Source organism: Klebsiella grimontii, from assembly GCF_042137965.1.
In the GTDB taxonomy this organism is placed as follows: Bacteria; Pseudomonadota; Gammaproteobacteria; order Enterobacterales; family Enterobacteriaceae; genus Klebsiella; species Klebsiella grimontii.
The window spans coordinates 4,413,953-4,437,329 of the sequence record NZ_CP169721.1 but is presented as its reverse complement, the minus strand read 5'-3'; the positions used below and the strand labels follow the sequence as shown (position 1 = coordinate 4,437,329).

Below are 23,377 nucleotides of genomic sequence, written 5' to 3'. Positions count from 1 at the left end.
GAACGGTTAACCGTAAAAATTTGATAAACATAATTTCTCTGATCTTGTAATGGTTAATCGAATAGCCATAACTTTTCGCTTTGGAAATAAATAATAAAAAAATCTTTAATAACTCGTTAGAAATTACTGACTATACTCACCATACTTTATCAGTCAGGATCCAGACAGCACAACGGCAACAATAGTGTATTTTTAACTCATTGATTAACAGGATAAGTTATGTCTATTCGTGAACTGATTGATCCCGCTAACTCGGCGCTTATTTTTATTGACCACCAGCCGCAAATGTCTTTTGGCGTGGCGAATATTGATCGTCAGACCCTCAAAAATAATACGGTGGCTTTAGCCAAAGCGGGCAAGATTTTTAATGTTCCGGTGATTTATACCTCCGTAGAAACTAAAAGCTTCAGCGGTTATATCTGGCCGGAACTGCTGGCCGTGCATCCTGATGTGAAACCCATTGAACGTACTTCGATGAACTCCTGGGAAGATGCGGCTTTTGTTGCCGCGGTAAAAGCCACCGGGCGTAAAAAATTGATTATTTCCGCGCTGTGGACGGAAGTCTGTCTGACCTTCCCGGCGCTGATGGCGCTAGATGCGGGCTATGAAGTTTACGTGGTGACAGATACCTCCGGCGGCACCTCGGTTGATGCCCACGAGCGCTCTATTGACCGTATGGTGCAGGCCGGCGCGGTGCCGGTGACCTGGCAGCAGGTGCTGCTTGAGTACCAGCGCGACTGGTCGCGTAAAGAGACCTATGACGCGGTAATGGATCTGGTGCGCGAGCACAGCGGCGCCTACGGGATGGGCGTGGATTACGCTTATACCATGGTGCACGGCGCGCCAGAGCGTAAAGCTTAAATACACTTCATCCTTCACGCTGCCTCTTTGTTGGCTTGGTTTGTCCGCCCCGAAGCAGCATGAATGATTTTGTGTATGGTCATGTATAGCGAATGGCGGCGGACAACCCGCCATTCCCTGAAGCAAGGAACTGTTAATGGCGCAGCAGAAATCGGTGACCCTGGTGATCAGCCATGTGCTTGACCCCGAGCATGGCCAACGTTATGAGGCGTGGCTGGGCAAAATTATGCCGATTGCGGCAGAGTTTCCCGGCCATCTTGGCGCAAACGTCATCCGTCCAGCCCCCGGACAGAATTTATGGAGCGTGATTATTCGCTTCGACACCATTGAGCATCTTTACGCCTGGACCCAGTCGGAGACCCGCCGCCAGCTGGTGGCGGAAATCGCGCCGCTGCTGAGCGAAGGCGACCGAACCGAAGTCCGTACCGAACCGGCCTTCTGGTTTACGCCGCCGGCGGTGAACGTGCGCCAGCCGCGACGCTGGAAGCAATTTTTAATCACCCTGCTGGTGATTTTCCCCAGCACCAACCTGGTGCCGTCGATAACCGGAATACTGTTGCCCTCGCTGAAGGGAAGCCTGTTGCTGCATCTGATCAATGATGCCTGTGTGGTCGCGCTGGTGGTCTGGTTCTGGATGCCCATCGTGACCCGTCTGTTTGCTGGCTGGTTAAAGAAAAACTGAGCCAGCCTCCTGAAGGAGTGCGTTATGTCGCAAACTGCCACACTGATCCTGACCCACGGTCGGGTTCATACTCTCGATCGTCAAAATCCCCTGGCCGATGCGGTGGCGATCGCTGACGGTAAAATTCTCGCCGCCGGTAGCCACGATCGGATCATGAGCTTTGCCGCGGACGGGACGCAAATTATCGATCTTAAAGGCCATACGGTCATCCCGGGCCTGAACGACTCCCATCTGCACCTGATCCGCGGCGGTCTGAACTACAATCTGGAGCTGCGCTGGGAGGGGGTTCCCTCGCTGGCGGACGCGCTGCGGATGCTAAAAGATCAGGCCGATCGCACGCCGTCGCCGCAGTGGGTACGGGTGGTCGGCGGCTGGAGCGAATTCCAGTTCGCCGAACGGCGGATGCCGACGCTGGAGGAGCTTAACGATGCGGCGCCGGATACGCCGGTATTTGTCCTGCATCTGTACGATCGCGCATTGCTAAACCGCGCGGCGCTGAAGGCGGTGGGCTACACCAAAGAGACGCCGGATCCGGCGGGCGGCGAGATCGTTCGCGACGGCAACGGTAATCCGACCGGGATGCTGATCGCCAAACCCAACGCCATGATCCTCTACTCGACGCTGGCCAAAGGGCCGAAGCTGCCGCTGGAACTTCAGGTCAACTCAACGCGGCAGTTTATGCGCGAGCTGAATCGTCTGGGGCTGACCAGCGCCATTGATGCCGGGGGTGGTTTCCAGAACTACCCGGAAGATTATGAAATTATTGAACAGCTGCACGCCAAAGAGCAGATGACCGTACGTATCGCCTATAACCTGTTCACCCAGCGTCCTAAGCAGGAGCTGGAAGATTTTGAGCGCTGGACCGATATGCTCAAGCCGGGACAGGGCACCGATTTTTACCGCGCCAACGGCGCCGGGGAGATGCTGGTGTTCTCGGCGGCGGATTTCGAAGACTTCCTCCAGCCGCGTCCGGATCTGCCGGAAGGGATGGAAGATGAGCTGGAGCGGGTGGTGCGCCATCTGGTTGAACACCGCTGGCCGTTCCGCCTGCACGCGACCTATGATCAATCCATCAGCCGGATGCTCGACGTCTTCGAGAAGGTGAATCGCGATATCCCGTTCAACGGGCTGCACTGGTTCTTCGATCATGCGGAAACCATCACCGAGCGTAATATCGAACGCGTTAAGGCGCTGGGCGGCGGCATAGCGGTGCAGCATCGTATGGCTTTCCAGGGCGAATATTTTGTCGATCGCTACGGGAAAGATGCGGTCAAACATACGCCGCCGGTCGCCAAAATGCTCGAGCTGGAGGTTCCGGTGGGGCTGGGGACGGATGCCACCCGCGTGGCGAGCTACAACCCGTGGACCGCGCTCTACTGGCTGGTTTCCGGGCGTACCGTCGGCGGGATGGCGATGTACGACGACAGCAACCGCCTGCCGCGCGATGTGGCGCTGGAGCTGTGGACCGCGGGAAGCGCGTGGTTTTCCAGCGAGCAGGGTAAGAAAGGGCGCATTGAACAAGGCCAGCTTGCCGACCTGGTGGTGCTCTCTAAAGACTATTTCAGCGTCGCGGAAGAGGAAATTAAGGGGATCGAGTCGGTGCTGACGGTGGTTGACGGCAAAGTGGTGTACGCCGCCGGACACTTCTCGCCGCTGGCGCCGCCGCCCATTCCGGTGCTGCCCGAGTGGTCGCCGGTGGTGAAGGTTCCGGGTCATTACCGTTCCGCGCCGCCGACGGCCGCGAAAATCGGCGCGATCGTGCAAATGCACCAGTGCTGCGGCAGCTGCGGCGTGCACGGACATCAGCATGATATTGCGCGCAAATCGTCGATTCCGGTTGCCGATGAGCAGGCGTTCTGGGGCGTGCTTGGCTGCTCCTGCTTTGCGTTTTAAAACGCCAGGCGCTTACCCGGTGAGGGCGTGACGCCCTCATTTGTGTTTTTCATCTGTCGCGGATAGCGCTGATAAGACAATTTATGTCATTCTGCTCCCTCTTCAACGAGTGAAGGTGGGAACATGGACGATCTGCTGATCTTTGGCGGTGTTATTTTATTCTGCGGGCTGGTGGTTGCGCCGATCGTCGCGATTGTCGCCCTCAGGCGCAGCGCGGCGGTCCGTTTTGAGCTGGCGGCTTTGCGACGTCGGGTTGAGGAGCTTGAGCGACGCGGCGCCGAACAGGCGCCTGCGGCAGAGGCCACCGCCGTCGCGCCGACGACGCCAGCGGCCGCTATCGCGGCTGACGCGATGATGGCGGAGCCCAGTGAGCCTCGGCCGGAGCCGGAGGCTGAAGCCATCGATCCGTGGCGCGCGCAGCCAACGCCGCAGCCAGAGCCAACGGTAAAATCTGCCCCCGAAAGCGAACCGCCTTCCGCGTTTGGCGGAATAATATCGTCACTGGTAGCCTGGTTTATGCAGGGCAACCCGCTGGCGAAGCTCGGGATCCTGCTGCTGTTTCTTGGCCTCTCCTTTCTGCTGCGCTATACCGTGGAACACGCTCTGTTCCCCCTCGAATTACGTCTGGTCGCGGCGGCGCTGTTCGCGGTCGTCCTGCTGGCTGTCGGATGGCGATTGCGGCATAAGCAACCGGTGTACGCCCTGATCTTGCAGGGTGGGGCAACGGGCGCGCTCTATCTCACGGTTTTTGGCGCCTTTCGCCTGTGGCAGATGCTGCCGATGACCCTGGCGTTTGCGCTGCTGGTGGCGATCTGCGCGGCGAGCGTAGGACTGGCGATTGTGCAAAAAGCGCTCAGCCTGGCCATGCTGGCGAGCCTCGGCGGTTATCTTGCGCCGCTGCTGCTCTCTACCGGCGGCGGCAGCCATGTGGCGCTGTTCTCCTTCTATCTTCTGCTGTCGGTCGGCATTCTTGCTATCAGCATCCGCCAGCACTGGCGCGAGCTTAATCTGCTTGGTCTGCTGTTTACCTTTGGCATCGGCGGCCTGTGGGGGCTGAATGAGTATCGGCCAGCGTTTTACCTGAGCTGCCAGCTGTTTTTAATCGCCAATACGCTTATTTTTGGCGTATTGAGCGTGGCGCTGTCGCTGCGGGCGCAGGAAAAAGGTCGTCAGATTATTGACGGCGTGCTGCTGTTTGCGCCACCGCTGGTCGGCTTTGGTATGCAGTACGCCATTACCCGGCACATGGCATACGGGCCGGCGCTCAGCGCGCTGGGCTACGGCGGTTTCTATCTGGCCCTGGCCTGGCTGGCGCTGCGTCGCTACCCCTCTTTAGGGAAGCCGCTAGTGCTGGCGGCGCTGGCGCTCGGCGGTGCCTTTACCACGCTGGCCATCCCGCTGGCGCTGTCGGCTCGCTGGACCGCGATGGCCTGGTCGCTGGAAGGTCTTGGCATCCTCTGGCTGGGGGTGCAACAGCAGCAGCGACGCATGAGCTACAGCGGTACGGCGTTACTGGTACTGGCGGTTGGCAGCGCGCTATGGGCGCAGGCGAATGGCGCCACGCCGCTCTCTTTGCTGCTGATTTTCGCCGTACTCAGCCTGAGCTGGCTGACGGCCGCATGGCTGTGGCGAACCGTTCAGGTGCAGGGCAGTTGGGGGCTGCTTATCGGCGGCCTGTTGTTCTGGATGGTGGCGCTTGTCGGCGCATCGCAGCTGGCGTTGAGTAAAGACGCGCAGATTGTCTTTGGCGTGCTGGCGGCGCTGGCGGCATCGGTGTGGTGCTGGCGCGCGGCCGCCGCGCGTTTGGCCTGGCAAGAGCTGGATGCGAGCAAATGGCTGCTGTGGCCAATGATGCTGATGGTGCTGTTTTACCAGCTCTCCCAGCAGCAGATTTTCGCTGCTGGCTGGCAAAATCTGGCCTGGTGCGCGGCGCTACCCGCGGCGGCGGCCCTGCTCTGGCGTGATGGGCATTCACTGCCGCCACGCCTGAATAAGCTGGCCCACCTGTCGCTGTTGTGGATGATTTTGCTGGCGCTGGCAATGGAGCTGTTTTGGTTTACCCAGGATTTGCCGTGGGGCATGTCGGCCTGGGCGAGCGGATTAATGATGGCGGCGGGCGGGATGCTGATTTTCCTCGTCTCGGAAGCCGTTCATCGGCAAGTATGGCCATTCCGGGTATGGCCTGCGCTGTATGCTTCTCAGGCGATGATACCGGTGGCGGTGGCGCTGGGATGCCTGTTAATGCTGACGAATGTGCAGGATGGCACGGTCTACGGTCAGACCTATTTTCCGCTGATTAACCCGCTGGAAGAGGGCGCCGCTTTCGCGCTGCTGGGGCTGACGATATTTTATCGCGTTTCGCGGCGTTATTTTCCGCTGCAGCTATCGGTATGCCGTCCCTGGCCCATCGTTGCTCTGCTGGCGCTCGGCTTCTGGTGGCTGAATGGCCTGCTGCTGCGCGCCCTGGCCTGGTACGGCGAGGTGGACTGGAGTATCACGCCACTGTGGCATTCGCGTTTAATTCAGACCACTTTCGCTCTGGTCTGGACGCTGGTGGCGCTGACGGTCATGCTGCGCGCGACGCGGCGACTTTCCCGCCGCGAATGGCTATGCGGCGCGGCGTTGTTAGGCATTGTTATTGTGAAACTCATGCTGGTGGATAGCGCAGGCGGCGGCGGGCTGGCGCGGGCTGTTGCGTTTATCGGCGTGGCGATTTTGGTGTTGATCGTCGGGTATTTTTCCCCGTTGCCGCCCAAAGCAGGAGAAAAGAAATGAAATGGATGAAAGCGGTGTTATGCGGCGTGCTGTTGGGCGCGGCGGGGACGGCAGCCAGTAGCGATGAGGCGCGAGAACAGCCTCTGGACTACAGGCAGGGCCTGATGCTGGAAACCAGCGGCGCGTCGCCCTGGTACCGCGTTGAGCTGCCGCCGACGATATATCAGGGGACGGCCTGGCCTGATTTGCGCGATGTGCGGGTATTCAACCATCAGGGAGAGACCGTACCGTTCGCTCTTCAGGCGCAGAAGGTCCAGCCAGCGATGCCTGAGACGATGGCGCTACGTCTATTCCCTCTGCAGATGTCGCTGGTTCCGCCGCGGGAGGAGAGTCGTCGCGGCGTAGAGTCGCTGCTTCTGCGCTCAACCACGGGGATCGAAATTCGCCTGGAAACAGAGGATGTAAAGGCGCTCGGGCAGAGCTATTTACTGACGCTGCCGGTGGATAAGACGGACGCTTTCGCGCTGGCTCAACTGCGGCTGAACTGGGAATCGTTGGCGGCTAACTGGCAGGGGAAAGCGTCGCTGTATTCCAGCCGCGATTTGAAGTACTGGCATCCGGTTCAGGAGGATGCGCCCCTCATGGATCTGGCGCGCGATAACGATCGTTTGAAAATGGACACCATTAGCGCCAGCCTGACCCTCTCGGCGCAAGGTAATCGTTACCTGCTGCTGATCCTCGATGCGCAAAGCAAGGCGCCGGCGTTAAATAGCGTGACGGCCCTGGCGGAACGCAGAGAACCGGAGTCTACGCGCATTGAGCTTAATGCTCAGGCGCACAGGGTTTCAGATGAGGAGGCCGTTTGGCGCTGGGCCCGGCCTCAGCCGCTGACTTCGCTCAGAATATCGTTGGCAGGCGAAGGGGTTCTACCGGTCGAGCTCGCCTGGCGCAGCGGCGAAAATGAGCCCTGGCAGCCGCTGACGAAAACCGTGCTGTATCAGCTGGACGGCAAGCGTTCGGACGATATTCCTCTGTCAGGTCAACCGGTTGAAGCGGTTCGCATCAAGACGATTAATGCCCGCTTATCGGCGTCGCTGCCGGCGATAAGCGGGGCGCGCGATAAATACCAACTGGTCTTTAATACCCAGGGAAAAGGGCCCTATATGCTGGCCTGGGGAAACCGGGCGGCGCAAAAGGCGGATGTCGCCCTGGACATGCTGATCCCGCCGTCGCTGCGTAAGACGCAGGCGGTGAACGATCTCCCTCTGGCGGTCGCGCAAGAAGACGTCACGCTGGGCGGCGAAGCGCGGTTGACGGCGACGACGGCTACCGAGCAGCAGAGCAGCTGGAAAACGCTGCTGGTATGGGGAGCGCTGATATTTGGCGTCGTTGTGCTGGCGCTGATGGCGTGGCGCATCTGGCGTGAAGTGAAAAAAAGCGGCGGCGTATAAAACAAAAAAGGCTCGCGTCTGCGAGCCTTTTGCCGAACGTATGCCGATTACAGGCTGGAAACGTTCTCGGTCAGGTATTTAGCCACGCCTTCCGGAGAAGCGGCCATCCCTTCTTTTCCTTTTTCCCACTGCGCCGGGCAAACTTCGCCGTGCTCTTCGTGGAACTGCAGCGCGTCAACCATACGCAGCATTTCGTCGATGTTACGGCCCAGCGGCAGATCGTTAACCACCTGGTGGCGAACAACGCCGTTGGCGTCGATCAGGAAGGAACCGCGCAGGGCAACGCCTTCGTCCGGGTGCTCAATACCGTACGCTTTCTGAATTTCGCGTTTGATGTCAGCAACCATCGCGTATTTAACCGGGCCGATGCCGCCCTGGTCTACCGGGGTGTTACGCCATGCGTTGTGGACGAACTCGGAGTCAAAAGAAACGCCAACCACTTCTACGCCGCGTTTCTGGAATTCTTCGTAGCGCTTGTCAAAAGCGATCAGTTCAGATGGGCAAACGAAGGTGAAGTCCATCGGCCAGAAGAACAGAACGGTGGCTTTACCGCTGGTGTGCTGTTTGAAGTTGAATTTCTCAACGATTTCGCCGTTACCTAAAACAGCTGCCGCGGTGAAGTCCGGAGCCTGACGAGTAACCAGAACCATATGATTCTCCTGTTAATACTAAGGTTAATTGGAACGCAACGCGGGCAAGTATAGGGAGCGGCGCGGAGGAACTCAACGTGACGCTGACAATCGATGAGATAGGTTTTGTCTATCAATCGTTATTTAAAAGCGCTTTTCAGAATAGCGTTTTCTGAAAAAAGCGCAATCTTTTACAGTTCGCGTTTTTTCGCCTGCGCCATCATCTGCGGGTAGAAGCGCCAGAACTGCTCCTGTAGCCGATCGTAGTGGGTATCCAGATCCTGCCAGGAGTCGCGCAGGGCATCCAGCCGCGGGCGGCGGCTGGCCATCCCGTTCAGCACGCGCTGAATAAACTCCATGTCCCGGTAGCGTTCGAGCCAGCGCTCTGACCACAGGTATTCGTTGAGATTGACAAAACGCGGCGGAGAAGCGGGCAAAATAAATGTGACCTGGGTGTGGGCATAGCGGACAAACTCCGGCAGCGGCAGTTCGGGCGACAGCTGCGCCCAGTGGCGTGACAAGAAATGGTCCCACATCACGTCCAGGGTAATGGGCGCGACCCGGCGCGTTTCGGGGCGAAACCACCCTTTGGCTTCGGCGACTTCGGGCAAGTTATCCGTCAGGACATCGATCCGGCGGTGCATAAAGATGCCCTCCACAACGTCAGCCGGCCAGTCGCCGGCGGGGTTGCCGCGAACGAAATCGGCCAGCAAATTACCGGGCAGCGAACTGTCGGCGAGATGAGCAAGGTGCAGGTGTGCAAGAAAATTCATCGTTTAATCTTTGTCCTGAGGTGGTAACGGTTGCAGGGAGAACCTCCCGGCACTAGACTACCCGCCTCTTTATTAAGTCTGAGTTACCGTCATGCGCGTTGCCGATTTTTCCTTTGAATTACCCGAATCCCTGATTGCCCACTATCCCATGCCCGAGCGCAGCAGCTGCCGCTTGCTGTCATTAGACGGGCCGACGGGCGCGCTGACGCACGGTACTTTCACCGATTTACTCGACAAGCTCAACCCTGGCGATCTGCTGGTTTTTAATAATACCCGCGTGATCCCGGCCCGCCTGTTTGGCCGTAAAGCCAGCGGCGGCAAGATTGAGGTGCTGGTCGAGCGCATGCTGGATGATAAACGTATTCTGGCACATATTCGCGCCTCTAAAGCGCCGAAACCCGGCGCTGAGCTGCTGCTTGGCGACGATGAAAGCATTAAAGCGACCATGGTGGCACGCCACGACGCGCTGTTTGAAGTGGCGTTCGACGACGCGCGCAGCGTACTGGAGATTCTCAACGCTATCGGCCATATGCCGCTGCCGCCGTACATTGAGCGTCCGGACGAAGAGGCCGACCGCGAGCTGTACCAGACCGTGTATAGCGAAAAACCGGGCGCCGTGGCTGCGCCCACCGCTGGCCTGCACTTTGACGAGCCGCTGCTGGCGAAGCTGCGCGAAAAAGGCGTTGAGATGGCGTTTGTTACGCTGCACGTCGGAGCGGGGACCTTCCAGCCGGTGCGCGTAGACAGCATTGAAGACCACATTATGCACTCTGAATATGCGGAAGTGCCGCAGGAGGTGGTCGATGCGGTGCTGGCGGCAAAAGCGCGCGGTAGTCGGGTGATTGCGGTCGGTACGACCTCGGTGCGTTCGCTGGAAAGCGCGGCGCAGGCGGCGAAAAATGACCTGATTGAGCCTTTCTTCGGCGATACGCAGATTTTTATCTATCCAGGCTATCAGTACAAAGTCATTGATGCGCTGGTGACCAACTTCCATCTGCCTGAATCCACGCTGATTATGCTGGTTTCCGCGTTTGCCGGCTATCAGCACACCATGAACGCCTATAAGGCTGCGGTAGAACAAAAATATCGCTTTTTTAGCTACGGGGACGCGATGTTTATCACGTACAATCCGCAGGCTATTTTTGAACGTGTCGGGGAATAAGTCCGCGATGCGCGTGTTTAACGTCAGACTGTTTTTCTGACGCAGGAGTGATAATGAAATTTGAGTTAGATACCACCGATGGTCGCGCGCGTCGCGGCCGTCTTGTGTTTGAGCGCGGCGTCGTTGAAACGCCAGCGTTTATGCCGGTCGGCACCTACGGTACCGTAAAAGGAATGACGCCGGAGGAAGTTGAAGCGACCGGCGCGCAAATCATTCTCGGCAACACCTTCCACCTGTGGCTGCGTCCGGGCCAGGAGATCATGAAGCTGCACGGCGACCTGCACGACTTTATGCAGTGGAAAGGGCCGATCCTCACCGACTCCGGCGGCTTCCAGGTCTTCAGCCTCGGCGATATTCGCAAGATCACCGAGCAGGGCGTGCACTTCCGCAACCCGATCAACGGCGATCCGATTTTTCTCGATCCGGAAAAATCGATGGAGATTCAGTACGATCTCGGTTCCGATATCGTGATGATCTTCGACGAATGCACGCCATACCCGGCGGACTGGGATTACGCTAAGCGCTCGATGGAAATGTCCCTGCGCTGGGCGAAGCGCAGCCGCGACCGTTTTGACGGTCTGGGCAATAAAAATGCGCTGTTTGGCATTATTCAGGGCAGCGTTTACGAAGATTTACGTGATATCTCTGTTAAAGGTCTGGTAGAGATTGGCTTTGATGGCTACGCTGTCGGCGGTTTGGCTGTCGGCGAGCCGAAAGAAGATATGCATCGTATTCTGGAGCACGTCTGCCCGCAGATCCCGGCCGACAAGCCGCGATATCTGATGGGCGTCGGTAAGCCGGAAGATCTGGTCGAAGGGGTGCGCCGCGGGATCGATATGTTCGACTGCGTCATGCCGACGCGCAATGCGCGCAACGGCCACCTGTTCGTCACCGACGGCGTGGTGAAAATCCGCAACGCGAAGCACAAGAGCGATACTTCGCCGCTGGATGCAGAATGTGATTGCTACACCTGTCGCAACTATTCACGCGCTTACTTGCATCATCTGGACCGTTGCAACGAAATATTGGGCGCGCGCCTCAATACCATTCATAACCTGCGTTACTATCAGCGCTTAATGGCTGGTTTACGCAAGGCTATCGAAGAGGGTAAATTAGAGAGCTTCGTGACCGATTTTTACCAACGTCAGGGTCGAACCGTTCCACCTTTGAACGTTGACTAATTTTAATAATGAGGGAATTTCAATGAGCTTTTTTATTTCTGATGCGGTAGCAGCAACCGGTGGCGCGGCGCAGGGCAGCCCGATGTCTCTGATCCTGATGCTGGTGGTGTTTGGTCTGATTTTTTACTTCATGATCCTGCGTCCACAGCAGAAACGCACCAAGGAACATAAAAACCTGATGAGCTCCATTGCCAAAGGCGATGAAGTTCTGACCAACGGCGGCCTGGTAGGGCGCGTCACTAAAGTTGCGGAAAGCGGATATATCGCTATCGCGCTGAACGATACCACTGAAGTGGTTATCAAACGTGACTTCGTAGCTGCCGTTCTGCCGAAAGGCACCATGAAGGCGCTGTAATTACCCATTTTCCCTAAGGGAACTGCCGTGTTAAACCGTTATCCTTTGTGGAAGTACGTCATGCTGGTCGTCGTTATTGTCGTCGGCTTAGTGTATGCGCTTCCCAACCTGTATGGTGAGGATCCGGCCGTTCAAATCACTGGCGCGCGCGGCGTCGCCGCCAGTGAGCAAACGCTGATCCAGGTCCAGAAAACACTACAAGAAGAAAAAATTACCGCGAAGTCTGTGGCACTGGAAGAGGGCGCAATTCTTGCGCGCTTCGACACCACCGATATCCAGCTGCGCGCGCGCGAAGCGCTGATGGGCGTGCTGGGTGACAAATACGTCGTGGCGCTTAACCTTGCTCCGGCAACCCCGCGCTGGCTGGCGGCCCTTTACGCCGAGCCGATGAAGCTGGGTCTTGACCTGCGCGGCGGCGTGCACTTCCTGATGGAAGTCGACATGGACACCGCGCTGGGCAAACTGCAGGAACAAAATATCGACAGCCTGCGCAGCGAACTGCGTGATAAAGGCATTCCTTACACCACCGTGCGTAAAGAAGACAACTACGGTCTGAGCATCGCCTTCCGCGATAGCGCCGCGCGCGACCAGGCTATCTCCTACCTTAGCCCTCGCCACCGCGATCTGGTTATCTCCACTCAGGGCAGCACTGGCCTGAAAGCCGTGATGACCGACGACCGTCTGAAAGAAGCCCGCGAATATGCCGTTCAGCAGAACATTACTATCCTGCGTAACCGTGTAAACCAGCTGGGCGTTGCCGAACCTCTGGTTCAGCGCCAGGGCGCCGACCGTATTGTGGTTGAACTGCCGGGTATTCAGGATACCGCACGTGCGAAAGAGATTCTCGGCGCGACCGCGACGCTGGAGTTCCGTCTGGTTAACACCAACGTTGATAGCTCAGCAGCCGCTTCCGGCCGCGTACCGGGCGACTCTGAAGTGAAATTTACCCGCGAAGGCCAGCCGGTTGTGCTGTACAAGCGCGTTATCCTCACCGGCGATCACATCACCGACTCGACGTCGAGCATGGATGAGTACAACCAGGCGCAGGTTAACATCTCCCTTGATAGCGCTGGCGGCAACATCATGTCTAACTTCACCAAGGACAACATCGGCAAACCGATGGCGACCCTGTTCGTGGAGTACAAAGACAGCGGTAAGAAAGATGCCAACGGTCGTGCGATTCTGGCGAAAGAGGAAGAGGTGATTAACATCGCCAATATTCAGTCTCGTCTGGGTAACAGCTTCCGCATTACCGGTATCAGCAACGCAACCGAAGCGCGTCAGCTCTCTCTGCTGCTGCGCGCAGGCGCGCTGATTGCGCCGATTCAGATTGTTGAAGAACGGACTATCGGTCCAACCCTCGGGATGCAGAACATTAAGCAGGGCCTGGAAGCGTGTCTGGCCGGACTGGTGGTCTCAATTCTGTTTATGATCTTCTTCTACAAGAAGTTCGGCCTGATTGCGACCTCGGCGCTGGTGGCGAACCTGGTGCTGATCGTCGGCATTATGTCCCTGATTCCGGGGGCGACGCTGACTATGCCGGGGATTGCGGGGATCGTCTTAACCCTTGCGGTGGCGGTCGATGCGAACGTTCTGATTAACGAACGTATTAAAGAAGAGCTGAGCAACGGGCGTTCCGTGCAGCAGGCGATTGACGAAGGTTATCGCGGCGCGTTCAGCTCCATCTTTGATGCCAACATTACGACGCTTATCAAAGTCATTATCCTGTACGCGGTCGGTACCGGTGCCATTAAAGGGTTTGCGATTACCACCGGTATTGGTATTGCGACCTCAATGTTTACCGCTATCGTCGGCACCCGTGCCATCGTGAACCTGCTGTACGGCGGCAAGCGCGTTAAAAAGCTGTCTATCTGAGGAGTGCGTTGTGGCACAGGAATATACTGTTGAACAATTGAACCACGGCCGTAAAGTCTGGGACTTTATGCGCTGGGACTACTGGGCCTTCGGCATTTCAGGTTTTTTGCTGATTCTGTCCATTATTATTATTGGCGTGCGCGGGTTTAACTGGGGTCTGGATTTCACCGGCGGTACGGTGATTGAGATTACCCTCGAAAAACCTGTCGATATGGACCAGGTGCGCCAGTCGCTGCAGAAGGCGGGCTTTGAAGAGCCGCAGCTGCAAAACTTCGGCAGCAGCCGCGACATCATGGTGCGTATGCCGCCGGTGCATGACGCCAACGGCAGCCAGGAGCTGGGCAGTAAAGTCGTTAGCGTCATTAACGAATCGACCAGCCAGAACGCCACGGTCAAGCGTATTGAGTTTGTCGGGCCGAGCGTCGGCGCCGATCTTGCGCAAACCGGTGCGCTGGCGCTGATCGCCGCGCTGGTATGTATCCTGATCTACGTCGGTTTCCGCTTTGAGTGGCGCCTGGCGGCTGGGGTGGTTATCGCGCTGGCGCACGACGTGGTGATCACCATGGGCGTGCTGTCGTTACTGCATATCGAGATTGACCTGACCATCGTGGCCTCGTTGATGTCGGTTATCGGCTACTCGCTGAACGACAGTATCGTGGTATCTGACCGTATTCGTGAAAACTTCCGTAAGATTCGCCGCGGTACGCCGTACGAAATCTTTAACGTGTCGTTGACGCAGACGCTGCACCGTACCTTGATCACCTCCGGGACAACCTTGATGGTTATCCTGATGCTGTATCTCTTCGGCGGTCCGATTCTGGCTGGCTTCTCGCTGACTATGCTGATCGGCGTCTCCATCGGTACGGCTTCTTCTATCTACGTCGCGTCCGCGCTGGCGCTGAAGCTGGGCATGAAGCGCGAGCACATGCTGCAGCAGAAAGTCGAGAAAGAAGGGGCGGATCAGCCGTCAATTCTGCCGTAAGGCAATGGCGTGTTGATAAACGAATCCCGGTCGCAAGGCCGGGATTTTTTTATTACAGCCGTTCGGATTTTGGTTACTCTCCGGTATTAGCACTCAATGACATGGAGAAATGCCGATGGCTGTCGTAACGCTTTCCACCGTTCCTCACCCCCCACTCTGGCGTGATGTGCCCTCCGTCACCCTTGACGACGACACGCTGCGGTTGCGCAAGGCCAAAGTGCTGGCGAATATGCTTCAGCGCGGCTTAGACACGCTTATCGTCTATGCCGATAAAGAGCATGGCGGCAATTTTGAGTATCTCACCGGCTTTATTCCCCGCTTCGAAGAGGCGCTGCTGGTGCTGCATCGGGACGGCGAGGCGGCGCTGGTGCTGGGCAACGAGAATCTCAAACTCGCAGGCTATGCCCGGCTGGAAAATCGGGTTATTCACGCTCCGTGGTTTTCACTGCCTAATCAGCCGATGGATACCCGCAAAACCCTGGCTCAGCTGCTCCAGGAGGCCGGCGTTGCGGCGGAAAAAAGTATCGGCCTGGCGGGCTGGAAGCTCTTTACCGGCGCGGCGGATAACCGCTCGCAGATGTTCGATCTGCCGGCATTTATCGTTGACGCTCTTCGCCAGGCCGCCGGGCCGCAGGCGAAATTAAGCAATGCCACCGGTATTTTTATCGACCCGGCAGAGGGGGCGCGAATCACTAATAATGCCAATGAGCTGGCGCACTATGAGTACGGCGCTAATCTGGCTTCCACCGCGATTTTGACCGCGCTTAACGCCATTGCGCCGGGTAAAACGGAAAAGCAAATCGGCGCGCTGCTGGCGGCGGAAGGGCAGCCTAATAGCGTGGTGATGATTGCCGCCACCGGCGATCGCTTTGCCAATGCAGGGCTTTATCCGGGCGATAAGGTCATTCAGCGCGGAGATAAATTCTCGCTGACCACCAGCTTTAAAGGCGGCCTGAGCAGCCGCGCCGCTTACGTGGTGGCCGATGAGCGCGAGCTGGCGCCGGAAGTCGCCGATTATCTTGAGGTGGTGGCGAAGCCCTATTTTAAGGCGGTGGTTAACTGGCTGGAAAATCTGCGCATCGGCATGCGCGGTGGCGATATGTATGCGCTGATAGAACAGGTGTTGCCGAAGGCGGAATATCACTGGCACCTCAATCCCGGGCATCTGGTCGCGGATGAGGAGTGGCTCTGCTCGCCCATCGGCCCCCATTCCGCCGCCTGCCTGCAAAGCGGGATGATACTGCAGATCGACATCATTCCTTCCCGCTCCGGCTACGGCGGCGCAAGCATTGAAGATACCGTGGCGCTTGCCGATGGCCCTCTGCGCCAGGCGCTGGCGCAGCGCTACCCTCAGCTCTGGCAGCGTATCGTCGCCCGACGCTTGTACATCGGCGAGCAGCTTGGCATTGTGCTTCCTGAAGAGGTGCTGCCGTTTTCCAGTACCGTGGGGTATCTGCGCCCGTGGCTGCTGAGTCCCGAGCGCGCGCTGGTGTGCGCACCCTACTGACACAATGCTGTCAGTAGGCCTGTCATACACTCCTCCTGAACCCAAACAATGGACAGGAGGATGTATGAACAATGTCATTAACTGGTTTGAGATCCCGGTTGTGGAGATGGATCGTGCCGTGGCGTTTTACGAGCTGGTGATGCAGGTGACGCTGCGTCGGGAAAAAATGGATTGCATCGAGATGGCCGTTTTCCCGTATGAGGACCCGGCTCCCGGCGGCGCGCTGGCAAAGCTCGACGGGGTTAAGCCTTCCGATCAGGGATGTATTATCTATCTGCATACTGACAATCTGGCGGCCGCGCTCGAACGCGTGAACTCGGCGGGCGGAAGCTGCGTTTTTGGCCCGCTTGAGCTGACGGACGATATCGGCACGATTGCCCTGTTTATCGATAGCGAGGGTAACCGGATTGGTCTGCATCAACCTAAGAACCTGACCCATTAATGCTATTTTGCTTGCCATTTGAACCCGGGCAGCGCTCGCAATCCTCACGTACTACGTGTACGCTCCGGTTGCTGTGCGCTATCCGGGTCCAGACTGACTCCGCCAATGACGCATACTGGGACAGGCCCTGACAAATGAGATAACCGAAATGAGCCGACGCGCCGACCGCCTTTTTCAAATCGTTCAGATCCTGCGCGGAAGGCGATTAACTACCGCCGGACTGCTGGCCGAGCGGCTCGGCGTATCGGAGCGCACGATTTACCGCGATATTCGCGACCTTTCGCTCTCCGGCGTCCCGGTTGAGGGGGAGGCCGGAAGCGGCTACCGGCTGCTGGCGGGCTATGACCTACCGCCGCTGATGCTGACAACCCAGGAATCGGAAGCGCTGGTGGCCGCTATTCGGCTCCTGCAAACCTGGGGCGGCGCGTCGCTATCCCTGGCGCTGGAATCGGCGCAGGAAAAAGTGCTGGCTATTTTGCCTGCCGAGAGCCGGCGCAAGGCGGAGCAGTCGCGGCTGTTTGCTCCCGACTTTGGCGCTCAGGGCTATAGCAAAGATCAGTTTGATTTAGTGCATCGGGCAGTCTCCGCCCAGCAGGCGCTGGCGCTGCACTATCGCGATGAAGCGGGGAAGGTGTCGCAGCGTGAAGTGCTGCCGCTGGGGCTTTTTTTCTGGGGCGAGCGCTGGCTGCTGGTGACCTGGTGCGAGCTGCGGGAAGATTATCGCTGTTTTCGCCTCGACCGCTGCCTGGAAATATCCGCCACCGGGCGTCATTTTAGCGAACGAGCCGATCGCTCATTGAGTGATTTTTTACGTAAGGTGAGATGCGAGGAGCGTTAGCTTTTTTACTTTCCCCGGCTGTTCGCCGGGGAAAATCGATGCCGATTAGAAGTTGTAACCGACCACGAAGTAACCACCCCAGCCGGTCGCGCGAACGTTAAAGTCGCCGTCGCCGAAGTTCAGCTTCGCATCGTCAGCCCACTGGCCGCCGTTGTGGAAATAACGCGCCACGACGGAGTAGTGCCAGTGATCGTAGTTCAGCGCCAGGATATGGCTGGAAGCAATGGAGTTGCTGGTGCGTGAATGCTTACCGTTCAAATCATAAGAGTTGTCATCGCCCAGATCGGAGCCCCAGTCAAAGTTGGTGAAGCCGATATAGCTCAGTGAACCGCCCCACAGGTCGGTCAGCGGCACAAAGTATTTTACTTTGAAGCGGTAGCCGTCCCACTCGTTCTCGTTAGACGCGCCATAGTTTTGCCACTGGTATTTCGCATAGACGTTCAGCGACAGGCTCATTGGCAGCCCGGTATCGATATCGGTACCCAGACCCATATACCAGGTGCTCTGACGACCGGACTTGTTGCGGCCCATGTCGTAGATGTAGTTGTTGGCGAAATACCACTCTTTGAACGGGCCGAAGCTGAGGTCGGTACCGGTCAGTTTGTCGATAGAGAAGCGCGGCTCAATTTCCATAAACAGCGGCGAACCGTGGTTCCAGATACCTTTCGCGTTGGTGTTACCGCCGAAGAAGACCGGCGCATCCATATAGCCATAGAAATCAAACCAGTCTTTCTTGGCGAACGCTTCATATTCCAGATAAGTATCGTTACGGATCTGCGGCCCAAAACGAGTGTGGTAGCTACCCACCACGTTCACACTCTGGTGCCACCAATCAGACAGATATTGCGGTTTGTCGTTTTCTGCCGCGCTGGCAGAGAAAGATGCGGACAGCGCCAGAGCTGCGCCGGCTGCCAGTAATGTTTTTTTCATAATGATGCCACTGTTTAAATTAAGCCTGAAGGCGTTAAAAGAAGCGCCGAAGCGTTTCTAAATATTTCGTATTTCTGTGGCGTCTATTATAGGAATCATTGCTCACAAAAATATGTGTTGTTTCACATAACGAACATTAACGTAATCGATTGCGTTCACGATTTTATGCATTTCTTGACGGAATGCCACCGAAATTCATAAATCCTGTCAATTTTTAGTGAACTGAATGGAAAATCTGTAAGTGGATTGGCACGAGGGGGGAAGCCGGATGTCCGCGACACCCGGCTGAGGGGAGTTACGGCAGGTTTGCGGGCTGGATATCGTGGATGCGGACAAAGCCAACCTGCTCGGGCGTTACGCCATTCAGGCGCAGCGGAATATCGACGTCGCTCGGCGCCAGAACGCTTGCCGGGGCGCTAATTAGCTGATTTTGGACGTTAACTTCCTGATAGCTCTCGGTGGTGCCGCTGATCTGTCCCGAGGCCACCGTCGCGCTAAAGGCCGGCAGCGGATCGTTTGATTCACCCTGGATGCGCAGCGTCAGGCGGGTACCGTCGCCATCCGCAGTGATATTGAGCAGAGACATGCGCAGGGTACCGATCTGGCTTTTCAGGCGGGCCGGCGTTTTCGCCGCCGGCAGCAGGTAAACCCCGCTGCTCGATTTTGCATTCAGCACGTTTTGCTGGGTGATTTTGACCGTCTGCTGATTGAGCTGGGTCATCTCTTTGCTCAGCGTGCTCACGCTCTGGTTCATCTGGCGGATTTCGCTTTGCTGCGCGCAGGCGCTGAGGGTGAAAATGCTACCCACAATGGCCAGTTTTAAATAACGTCTTGTCATAGTTGGGATTCCGTTAACAGAGGATGCTTAATGGTAGATCGTTCGGATAATCGCACTATAGATCCTTTGTCTCAAAAGCTCTTTCTTTGTTGTCGGGTCACTTCGCGGTAAACTACCCGTTAGTTTAACTACATGTCAGGACGCGCTATGCATTGCCCTTTCTGTTTCGCCGTAGATACCAAAGTTATCGACTCTCGTCTGGTGGGCGAGGGCTCTTCCGTGCGTCGTCGTCGTCAGTGTCTGGTTTGTAATGAACGTTTTACGACGTTTGAAGTGGCGGAACTGGTGATGCCGCGGGTCGTAAAAAGCAACGACGTGCGCGAGCCTTTTAATGAGGACAAACTGCGCAGCGGAATGCTGAAAGCGCTGGAGAAGCGTCCGGTTAGCTCGGACGACGTCGAGATGGCGCTTAACCACATAAAAACCCATCTGCGTGGGACCGGCGAGCGCGAAGTGCCGAGCAAAATGATCGGCAACCTGGTGATGGAGCAGCTGAAAAAGCTCGATAAAGTCGCCTACATCCGCTTTGCTTCCGTTTACCGCAGCTTCGAAGATATCAAAGAGTTTGGCGAAGAGATCGCCCGCTTACAGGACTGAGCCCATGCAGGACGAATTGTACATGGCGCGAGCGCTGAAGCTGGCGGCGCGCGGACGCTTCACCACTCACCCCAATCCGAATGTCGGCTGCGTGATCGTTAAAGATGGCGAGATCGTCGGCGAAGGTTTTCACTATCGCGCCGGTGAACCGCATGCGGAAGTGCACGCGCTGCGCATGGCGGGCGAAAAAGCGCAAGGCGCGACGGCGTACGTCACGCTGGAACCCTGTAGCCATCACGGTCGCACGCCGCCGTGCTGCGAAGCGCTGATTGCCGCGGGGGTGAGCCGCGTGGTCGCGGCGATGCAGGACCCGAACCCGCAGGTCGCGGGGCGCGGTTTGTACCGTTTGCAGCAGGAAGGGGTCGACGTCAGCCATGGGCTGATGATGAACGAAGCCGAAGCGCTGAATAGAGGCTTTCTTAAGCGGATGCGCACCGGCTTTCCCTGGATCCAGTTAAAAATGGGCGCATCGCTGGATGGGCGTACGGCGATGGCCAGCGGGGAGAGCCAGTGGATCACCTCGCCGCAGGCGCGGCGCGATGTGCAGCGCCTGCGCGCGCAAAGCCACGCCATCCTGACCAGCAGCGCGACGGTGCTAGCGGATGACCCGGCGCTAACCGTACGCTGGGACGAGCTCAACGCCGACACCCAGGCGCTGTACCCGCAGGAAAACCTGCGTCAGCCTTTACGCATCGTTATCGATAGTCAGAATCGCGTCACGCCGCAGCATCGTATCGTGGAGCAGGCGGGTGAAACGCTATTTGCCCGTACCCGTGAAGATGAACGCCAGTGGCCGGAGAACGTACGCACGCTGCTGGTGCCGGAGCATAATGGTCGCCTCGATCTGGTGGTACTGATGATGCTGCTGGGCAAACAGCAAATTAATTCGATTTGGGTGGAAGCAGGCTCCACCCTTGCCGGCGCGCTGCTGGAGGCCGGGCTGGTGGACGAGCTTATCGTCTATATTGCGCCTAAACTGTTAGGCAGCGATGCGCGCGGATTATGTGTACTGCCGGAGCTTGAGAAACTTGAGCAAGCCCCCCATTTCAAATTCAATGAGATACGTCATGTAGGCCCGGATATTTGCCTGCATTTAGTGAACGCTTGATTTCCCCGGACAAAAGGGAAAGCAGTGCGCCGATTATTATGATAGAATCCGCCCCCCTTGCGGGGCCAAATGAACTGAACCCGAAGGAAGAGTATGAACATTATTGAAGCTAACGTTGCTACCCCGGACGCTCGCGTCGCCATCACCATTGCGCGTTTCAACAACTTTATCAACGACAGCCTGCTGGATGGCGCGATTGACGCCCTGAAGCGTATTGGCCAGGTCAAAGATGAAAACATTACCGTTGTTTGGGTTCCAGGCGCGTATGAGCTGCCGCTGGCGGCTGACGCACTGGCGAAAACCGGTAAGTATGACGCGGTGATCGCGCTGGGTACCGTTATCCGTGGCGGCACTGCGCACTTTGAATATGTGGCTGGCGGTGCAAGCAATGGCCTGGCGCACGTCGCTCAGGACAGCGGAATCCCGGTAGCTTTCGGTGTTCTGACCACAGAAAGTATTGAACAAGCCATCGAACGCGCTGGCACCAAAGCCGGTAACAAAGGCGCTGAAGCAGCGCTGACCGCGCTGGAAATGATTAACGTATTGAAAGCCATCAAGGCCTGATTTTTGTAAGGGGAATTCCGTGAAACCTGCTGCTCGTCGCCGCGCCCGTGAGTGTGCTGTCCAGGCGCTTTACTCCTGGCAGTTGTCCAAAAACGACATCGCTGATGTCGAATACCAGTTCCTGGCGGAACAGGATGTGAAAGATGTAGACGTTCTGTATTTCCGTGAACTGCTGTCCGGAGTGGCGACTAACAGCGCGTATCTCGACGGCCTGATGAAGCCGTATCTTTCTCGTCTGCTGGACGAGCTGGGTCAGGTGGAAAAAGCGGTGCTGCGTATCGCACTGTTTGAGCTGTCAAAGCGTAGCGATGTCCCGTACAAAGTTGCGATTAACGAAGCCATCGAACTGGCGAAAACCTTTGGCGCTGAAGATAGCCATAAGTTTGTCAACGGCGTGCTGGACAAAGCTGCCCCGGTAATTCGTCCTAACAAAAAGTAAACTCCAGGGCCGGTTTTTGTAGAGTCTCACTCTTGCAAACCGGCCTTATTCTTTTCTTTTTCTGAGGCATAACGTATGGCATGCGGCGAATTTTCCCTGATTGCCCGTTATTTTGATCGCGTAAAAAGCGCTCGTCTTGATGTTGAAACCGGCATTGGCGACGACTGCGCGCTCCTGAACATCCCCGAGAAAAAAACGCTGGCAATCAGCACCGACACCCTGGTGGCGGGAAACCATTTTTTACCCGATATCGACCCTGCAGACCTCGCCTATAAAGCGCTGGCGGTCAACCTGAGCGACCTGGCGGCAATGGGCGCTGAACCGGCGTGGTTAACCCTGGCCCTGACCCTGCCGGAAGCAGACGAAGCCTGGCTTGAAGCCTTTAGCGACAGCCTGTTCGTGCAGCTCAACTATTATGATATGCAACTCATTGGCGGCGATACCACGCGCGGACCGCTGTCGATGACGCTGGGTATCCATGGCTTTGTGCCGACGGGACGCGGTCTGAAGCGTTCCGGGGCGAAGCCGGGAGACTGGATTTACGTCACCGGCACGCCCGGAGACAGCGCCGCGGGTCTGGCGATTTTGCAGGATCGGCTGCACGTTCAAGATAACGCCGACGCGGATTATTTCCTGGCGCGCCATCTGCGTCCGCTGCCGCGGGTTCTACAGGGGCAGGCGCTGCGCGATTTGGCGAACTCCGCCATCGATCTCTCTGACGGCCTGATTTCCGACCTCGGGCATATTCTTAACGCCAGCGGCTGCGGCGCGCGCGTCGATCTCGATGCGATGCCGTTCTCGGATGCGATGCTGCGCCAGGTTGAGACGGAACAGGCGCTGCGCTGGGCGCTCTCCGGCGGTGAGGATTATGAGCTGTGCTTTACCGTGCCTGAACTCAATCGCGGGGCGCTGGACGTGGCCCTTGCCAATCTCGGCGCGCGCTTTACCTGTATTGGACAGATACTTCCGCAATCGGAAGGTCTGCAGTTCATGCGCGAAGGTAAGCCCGTTACGTTCGATTTTAAGGGATACGATCATTTTGGCGCGGAGTAGAGATGTGGCGAAAAGCCGCCTGAAGATGAGCAACCCCTGGCATCTGCTGGCAACGGGATTCGGCAGCGGTCTTAGCCCGGTGGTTCCCGGCACCATGGGATCGCTGGCGTCGATCCCCTTCTGGTATCTGCTCACCTTACTCCCCTGGCAGCTCTATTCGCTGGCGGTGATGATGAGCATCTGCATTGGCGTCTATATTTGCCACCGTACGGCGAAAGATATGGGCACCCACGATCACGGCAGCATCGTCTGGGATGAGTTCGTGGGGATGTGGATTACCCTGATGGCTTTACCGACGATGGACTGGCAGTGGGTCGCCGCCGGCTTTGTGATTTTCCGTCTCTTTGATATGTGGAAGCCGTGGCCTATCCGCTGGTTCGACCGCAATATTCACGGCGGGATGGGGATCATGGTCGACGATATTGTCGCCGGGGTGATTTCCGCTGGGGTGCTGTATGTGATTGGCCACCACTGGCCGATTGGACTTTTCTAAATAAAATCC

Annotated in this window: 23 protein-coding genes; 19 read left to right on the top strand and 4 right to left on the bottom strand. The window is 57.3% G+C overall.

Annotated features, from left to right (window positions below):
• Positions 1-219 precede the first annotated feature (219 nt).
• The 5 genes from ACE3MN_RS20825 to ACE3MN_RS20805 all read left to right on the top strand — a co-directional run bounded on the left by ACE3MN_RS20825 (position 220) and on the right by ACE3MN_RS20805 (position 7,602).
• A complete protein-coding gene (locus ACE3MN_RS20825) occupies positions 220-861 on the top strand; it encodes a hydrolase (protein ID WP_004133965.1) in 642 nt (213 codons plus the stop codon).
• Between the two features lie 136 nt (positions 862-997).
• Positions 998-1,543 carry an antibiotic biosynthesis monooxygenase gene (locus tag ACE3MN_RS20820; protein ID WP_004133964.1) on the top strand — a complete coding sequence of 182 codons (546 nt, stop codon included), beginning with the start codon at positions 998-1,000 and terminating at the stop codon, positions 1,541-1,543.
• A gap of 24 nt (positions 1,544-1,567) precedes the next feature.
• A complete protein-coding gene (locus ACE3MN_RS20815) occupies positions 1,568-3,436 on the top strand; it encodes an amidohydrolase (protein ID WP_004133963.1) in 1,869 nt (622 codons plus the stop codon).
• A gap of 123 nt (positions 3,437-3,559) precedes the next feature.
• Positions 3,560-6,211: a DUF2339 domain-containing protein gene (locus ACE3MN_RS20810; RefSeq protein ID WP_375364160.1), complete on the top strand. Its 2,652-nt coding sequence runs from the start codon at positions 3,560-3,562 to the stop codon at positions 6,209-6,211.
• The gene (locus tag ACE3MN_RS20805; protein ID WP_004133962.1) at positions 6,208-7,602 is read left to right on the top strand and encodes a DUF3999 domain-containing protein; all 1,395 of its coding nucleotides are present in this window, start codon (positions 6,208-6,210) and stop codon (positions 7,600-7,602) included. The genes ACE3MN_RS20810 and ACE3MN_RS20805 overlap by 4 nt, the downstream gene beginning before the upstream one ends.
• Before the next feature lie 47 nt (positions 7,603-7,649).
• On the opposite strand, the gene ACE3MN_RS20800 is transcribed toward ACE3MN_RS20805, so the two are convergent.
• Positions 7,650-8,252 carry a peroxiredoxin gene (locus tag ACE3MN_RS20800; protein WP_004099418.1) on the bottom strand — a complete coding sequence of 201 codons (603 nt, stop codon included), beginning with the start codon at positions 8,250-8,252 and terminating at the stop codon, positions 7,650-7,652.
• A 170-nt stretch (positions 8,253-8,422) separates the two neighbouring features.
• Positions 8,423-9,004, bottom strand: a complete 582-nt coding sequence (gene acpH, locus ACE3MN_RS20795; RefSeq protein WP_375364159.1) for an ACP phosphodiesterase — start codon at positions 9,002-9,004, stop codon at positions 8,423-8,425.
• Between the two features lie 91 nt (positions 9,005-9,095).
• Between acpH and queA the strand changes: the two genes are divergently transcribed.
• From queA to ACE3MN_RS20755, 8 genes are all read left to right on the top strand, one after another.
• Positions 9,096-10,166: a tRNA preQ1(34) S-adenosylmethionine ribosyltransferase-isomerase QueA gene (queA, locus tag ACE3MN_RS20790; RefSeq protein ID WP_024359064.1), complete on the top strand. Its 1,071-nt coding sequence runs from the start codon at positions 9,096-9,098 to the stop codon at positions 10,164-10,166.
• Between the two features lie 53 nt (positions 10,167-10,219).
• Positions 10,220-11,347, top strand: a complete 1,128-nt coding sequence (gene tgt, locus ACE3MN_RS20785; protein WP_004129667.1) for a tRNA guanosine(34) transglycosylase Tgt — start codon at positions 10,220-10,222, stop codon at positions 11,345-11,347.
• 22 nt (positions 11,348-11,369) lie between these two features.
• Entirely contained in the window at positions 11,370-11,702 is a 333-nt protein-coding gene (gene yajC, locus ACE3MN_RS20780; RefSeq protein ID WP_004133958.1) for a preprotein translocase subunit YajC, read from the top strand.
• 27 nt (positions 11,703-11,729) lie between these two features.
• Positions 11,730-13,577, top strand: a complete 1,848-nt coding sequence (secD, locus tag ACE3MN_RS20775; protein WP_004133955.1) for a protein translocase subunit SecD — start codon at positions 11,730-11,732, stop codon at positions 13,575-13,577.
• Positions 13,578-13,587: 10 nt separating this feature from the next.
• Positions 13,588-14,559, top strand: coding sequence for a protein translocase subunit SecF (gene secF / locus ACE3MN_RS20770; protein ID WP_004133953.1), 972 nt, complete (start codon positions 13,588-13,590; stop codon positions 14,557-14,559).
• A gap of 115 nt (positions 14,560-14,674) precedes the next feature.
• A complete protein-coding gene (locus ACE3MN_RS20765; protein ID WP_064411220.1) occupies positions 14,675-16,066 on the top strand; it encodes a M24 family metallopeptidase in 1,392 nt (463 codons plus the stop codon).
• Positions 16,067-16,130: 64 nt separating this feature from the next.
• Positions 16,131-16,508 (top strand): VOC family protein, encoded by a 378-nt coding sequence (locus ACE3MN_RS20760; RefSeq protein WP_004133949.1) that lies wholly within the window; start codon positions 16,131-16,133, stop codon positions 16,506-16,508.
• A gap of 148 nt (positions 16,509-16,656) precedes the next feature.
• Positions 16,657-17,346: a helix-turn-helix transcriptional regulator gene (locus tag ACE3MN_RS20755; RefSeq protein ID WP_004129678.1), complete on the top strand. Its 690-nt coding sequence runs from the start codon at positions 16,657-16,659 to the stop codon at positions 17,344-17,346.
• 45 nt (positions 17,347-17,391) lie between these two features.
• Here ACE3MN_RS20755 and ACE3MN_RS20750 read toward each other — a convergent pair whose 3' ends face one another.
• Both ACE3MN_RS20750 and ACE3MN_RS20745 read right to left on the bottom strand, forming a co-directional pair.
• Positions 17,392-18,276 carry a nucleoside-specific channel-forming protein Tsx gene (locus ACE3MN_RS20750; protein ID WP_004133935.1) on the bottom strand — a complete coding sequence of 295 codons (885 nt, stop codon included), beginning with the start codon at positions 18,274-18,276 and terminating at the stop codon, positions 17,392-17,394.
• A 295-nt stretch (positions 18,277-18,571) separates the two neighbouring features.
• Complete coding sequence (locus ACE3MN_RS20745; protein WP_024359060.1) at positions 18,572-19,114, bottom strand: DUF3251 domain-containing protein; 543 nt, start codon at positions 19,112-19,114, stop codon at positions 18,572-18,574.
• A gap of 147 nt (positions 19,115-19,261) precedes the next feature.
• Here ACE3MN_RS20745 and nrdR point away from each other — a divergent pair, with 147 nt between their 5' ends.
• The 6 genes from nrdR to pgpA all read left to right on the top strand — a co-directional run bounded on the left by nrdR (position 19,262) and on the right by pgpA (position 23,368).
• Positions 19,262-19,711 carry a transcriptional regulator NrdR gene (gene nrdR, locus ACE3MN_RS20740; protein WP_004099449.1) on the top strand — a complete coding sequence of 150 codons (450 nt, stop codon included), beginning with the start codon at positions 19,262-19,264 and terminating at the stop codon, positions 19,709-19,711.
• A gap of 4 nt (positions 19,712-19,715) precedes the next feature.
• Positions 19,716-20,819, top strand: a complete 1,104-nt coding sequence (gene ribD / locus ACE3MN_RS20735; protein WP_375364158.1) for a bifunctional diaminohydroxyphosphoribosylaminopyrimidine deaminase/5-amino-6-(5-phosphoribosylamino)uracil reductase RibD — start codon at positions 19,716-19,718, stop codon at positions 20,817-20,819.
• A gap of 93 nt (positions 20,820-20,912) precedes the next feature.
• Entirely contained in the window at positions 20,913-21,383 is a 471-nt protein-coding gene (gene ribE / locus ACE3MN_RS20730; RefSeq protein ID WP_004129690.1) for a 6,7-dimethyl-8-ribityllumazine synthase, read from the top strand.
• 19 nt (positions 21,384-21,402) lie between these two features.
• Complete coding sequence (gene nusB / locus ACE3MN_RS20725) at positions 21,403-21,822, top strand: transcription antitermination factor NusB (RefSeq protein WP_004099457.1); 420 nt, start codon at positions 21,403-21,405, stop codon at positions 21,820-21,822.
• Positions 21,823-21,897: 75 nt separating this feature from the next.
• Complete coding sequence (thiL, locus tag ACE3MN_RS20720; protein WP_024359058.1) at positions 21,898-22,875, top strand: thiamine-phosphate kinase; 978 nt, start codon at positions 21,898-21,900, stop codon at positions 22,873-22,875.
• A gap of 25 nt (positions 22,876-22,900) precedes the next feature.
• Positions 22,901-23,368 (top strand): phosphatidylglycerophosphatase A, encoded by a 468-nt coding sequence (pgpA, locus tag ACE3MN_RS20715; RefSeq protein WP_029669799.1) that lies wholly within the window; start codon positions 22,901-22,903, stop codon positions 23,366-23,368.
• The last annotated feature ends 9 nt before the right edge of the window (positions 23,369-23,377 follow it).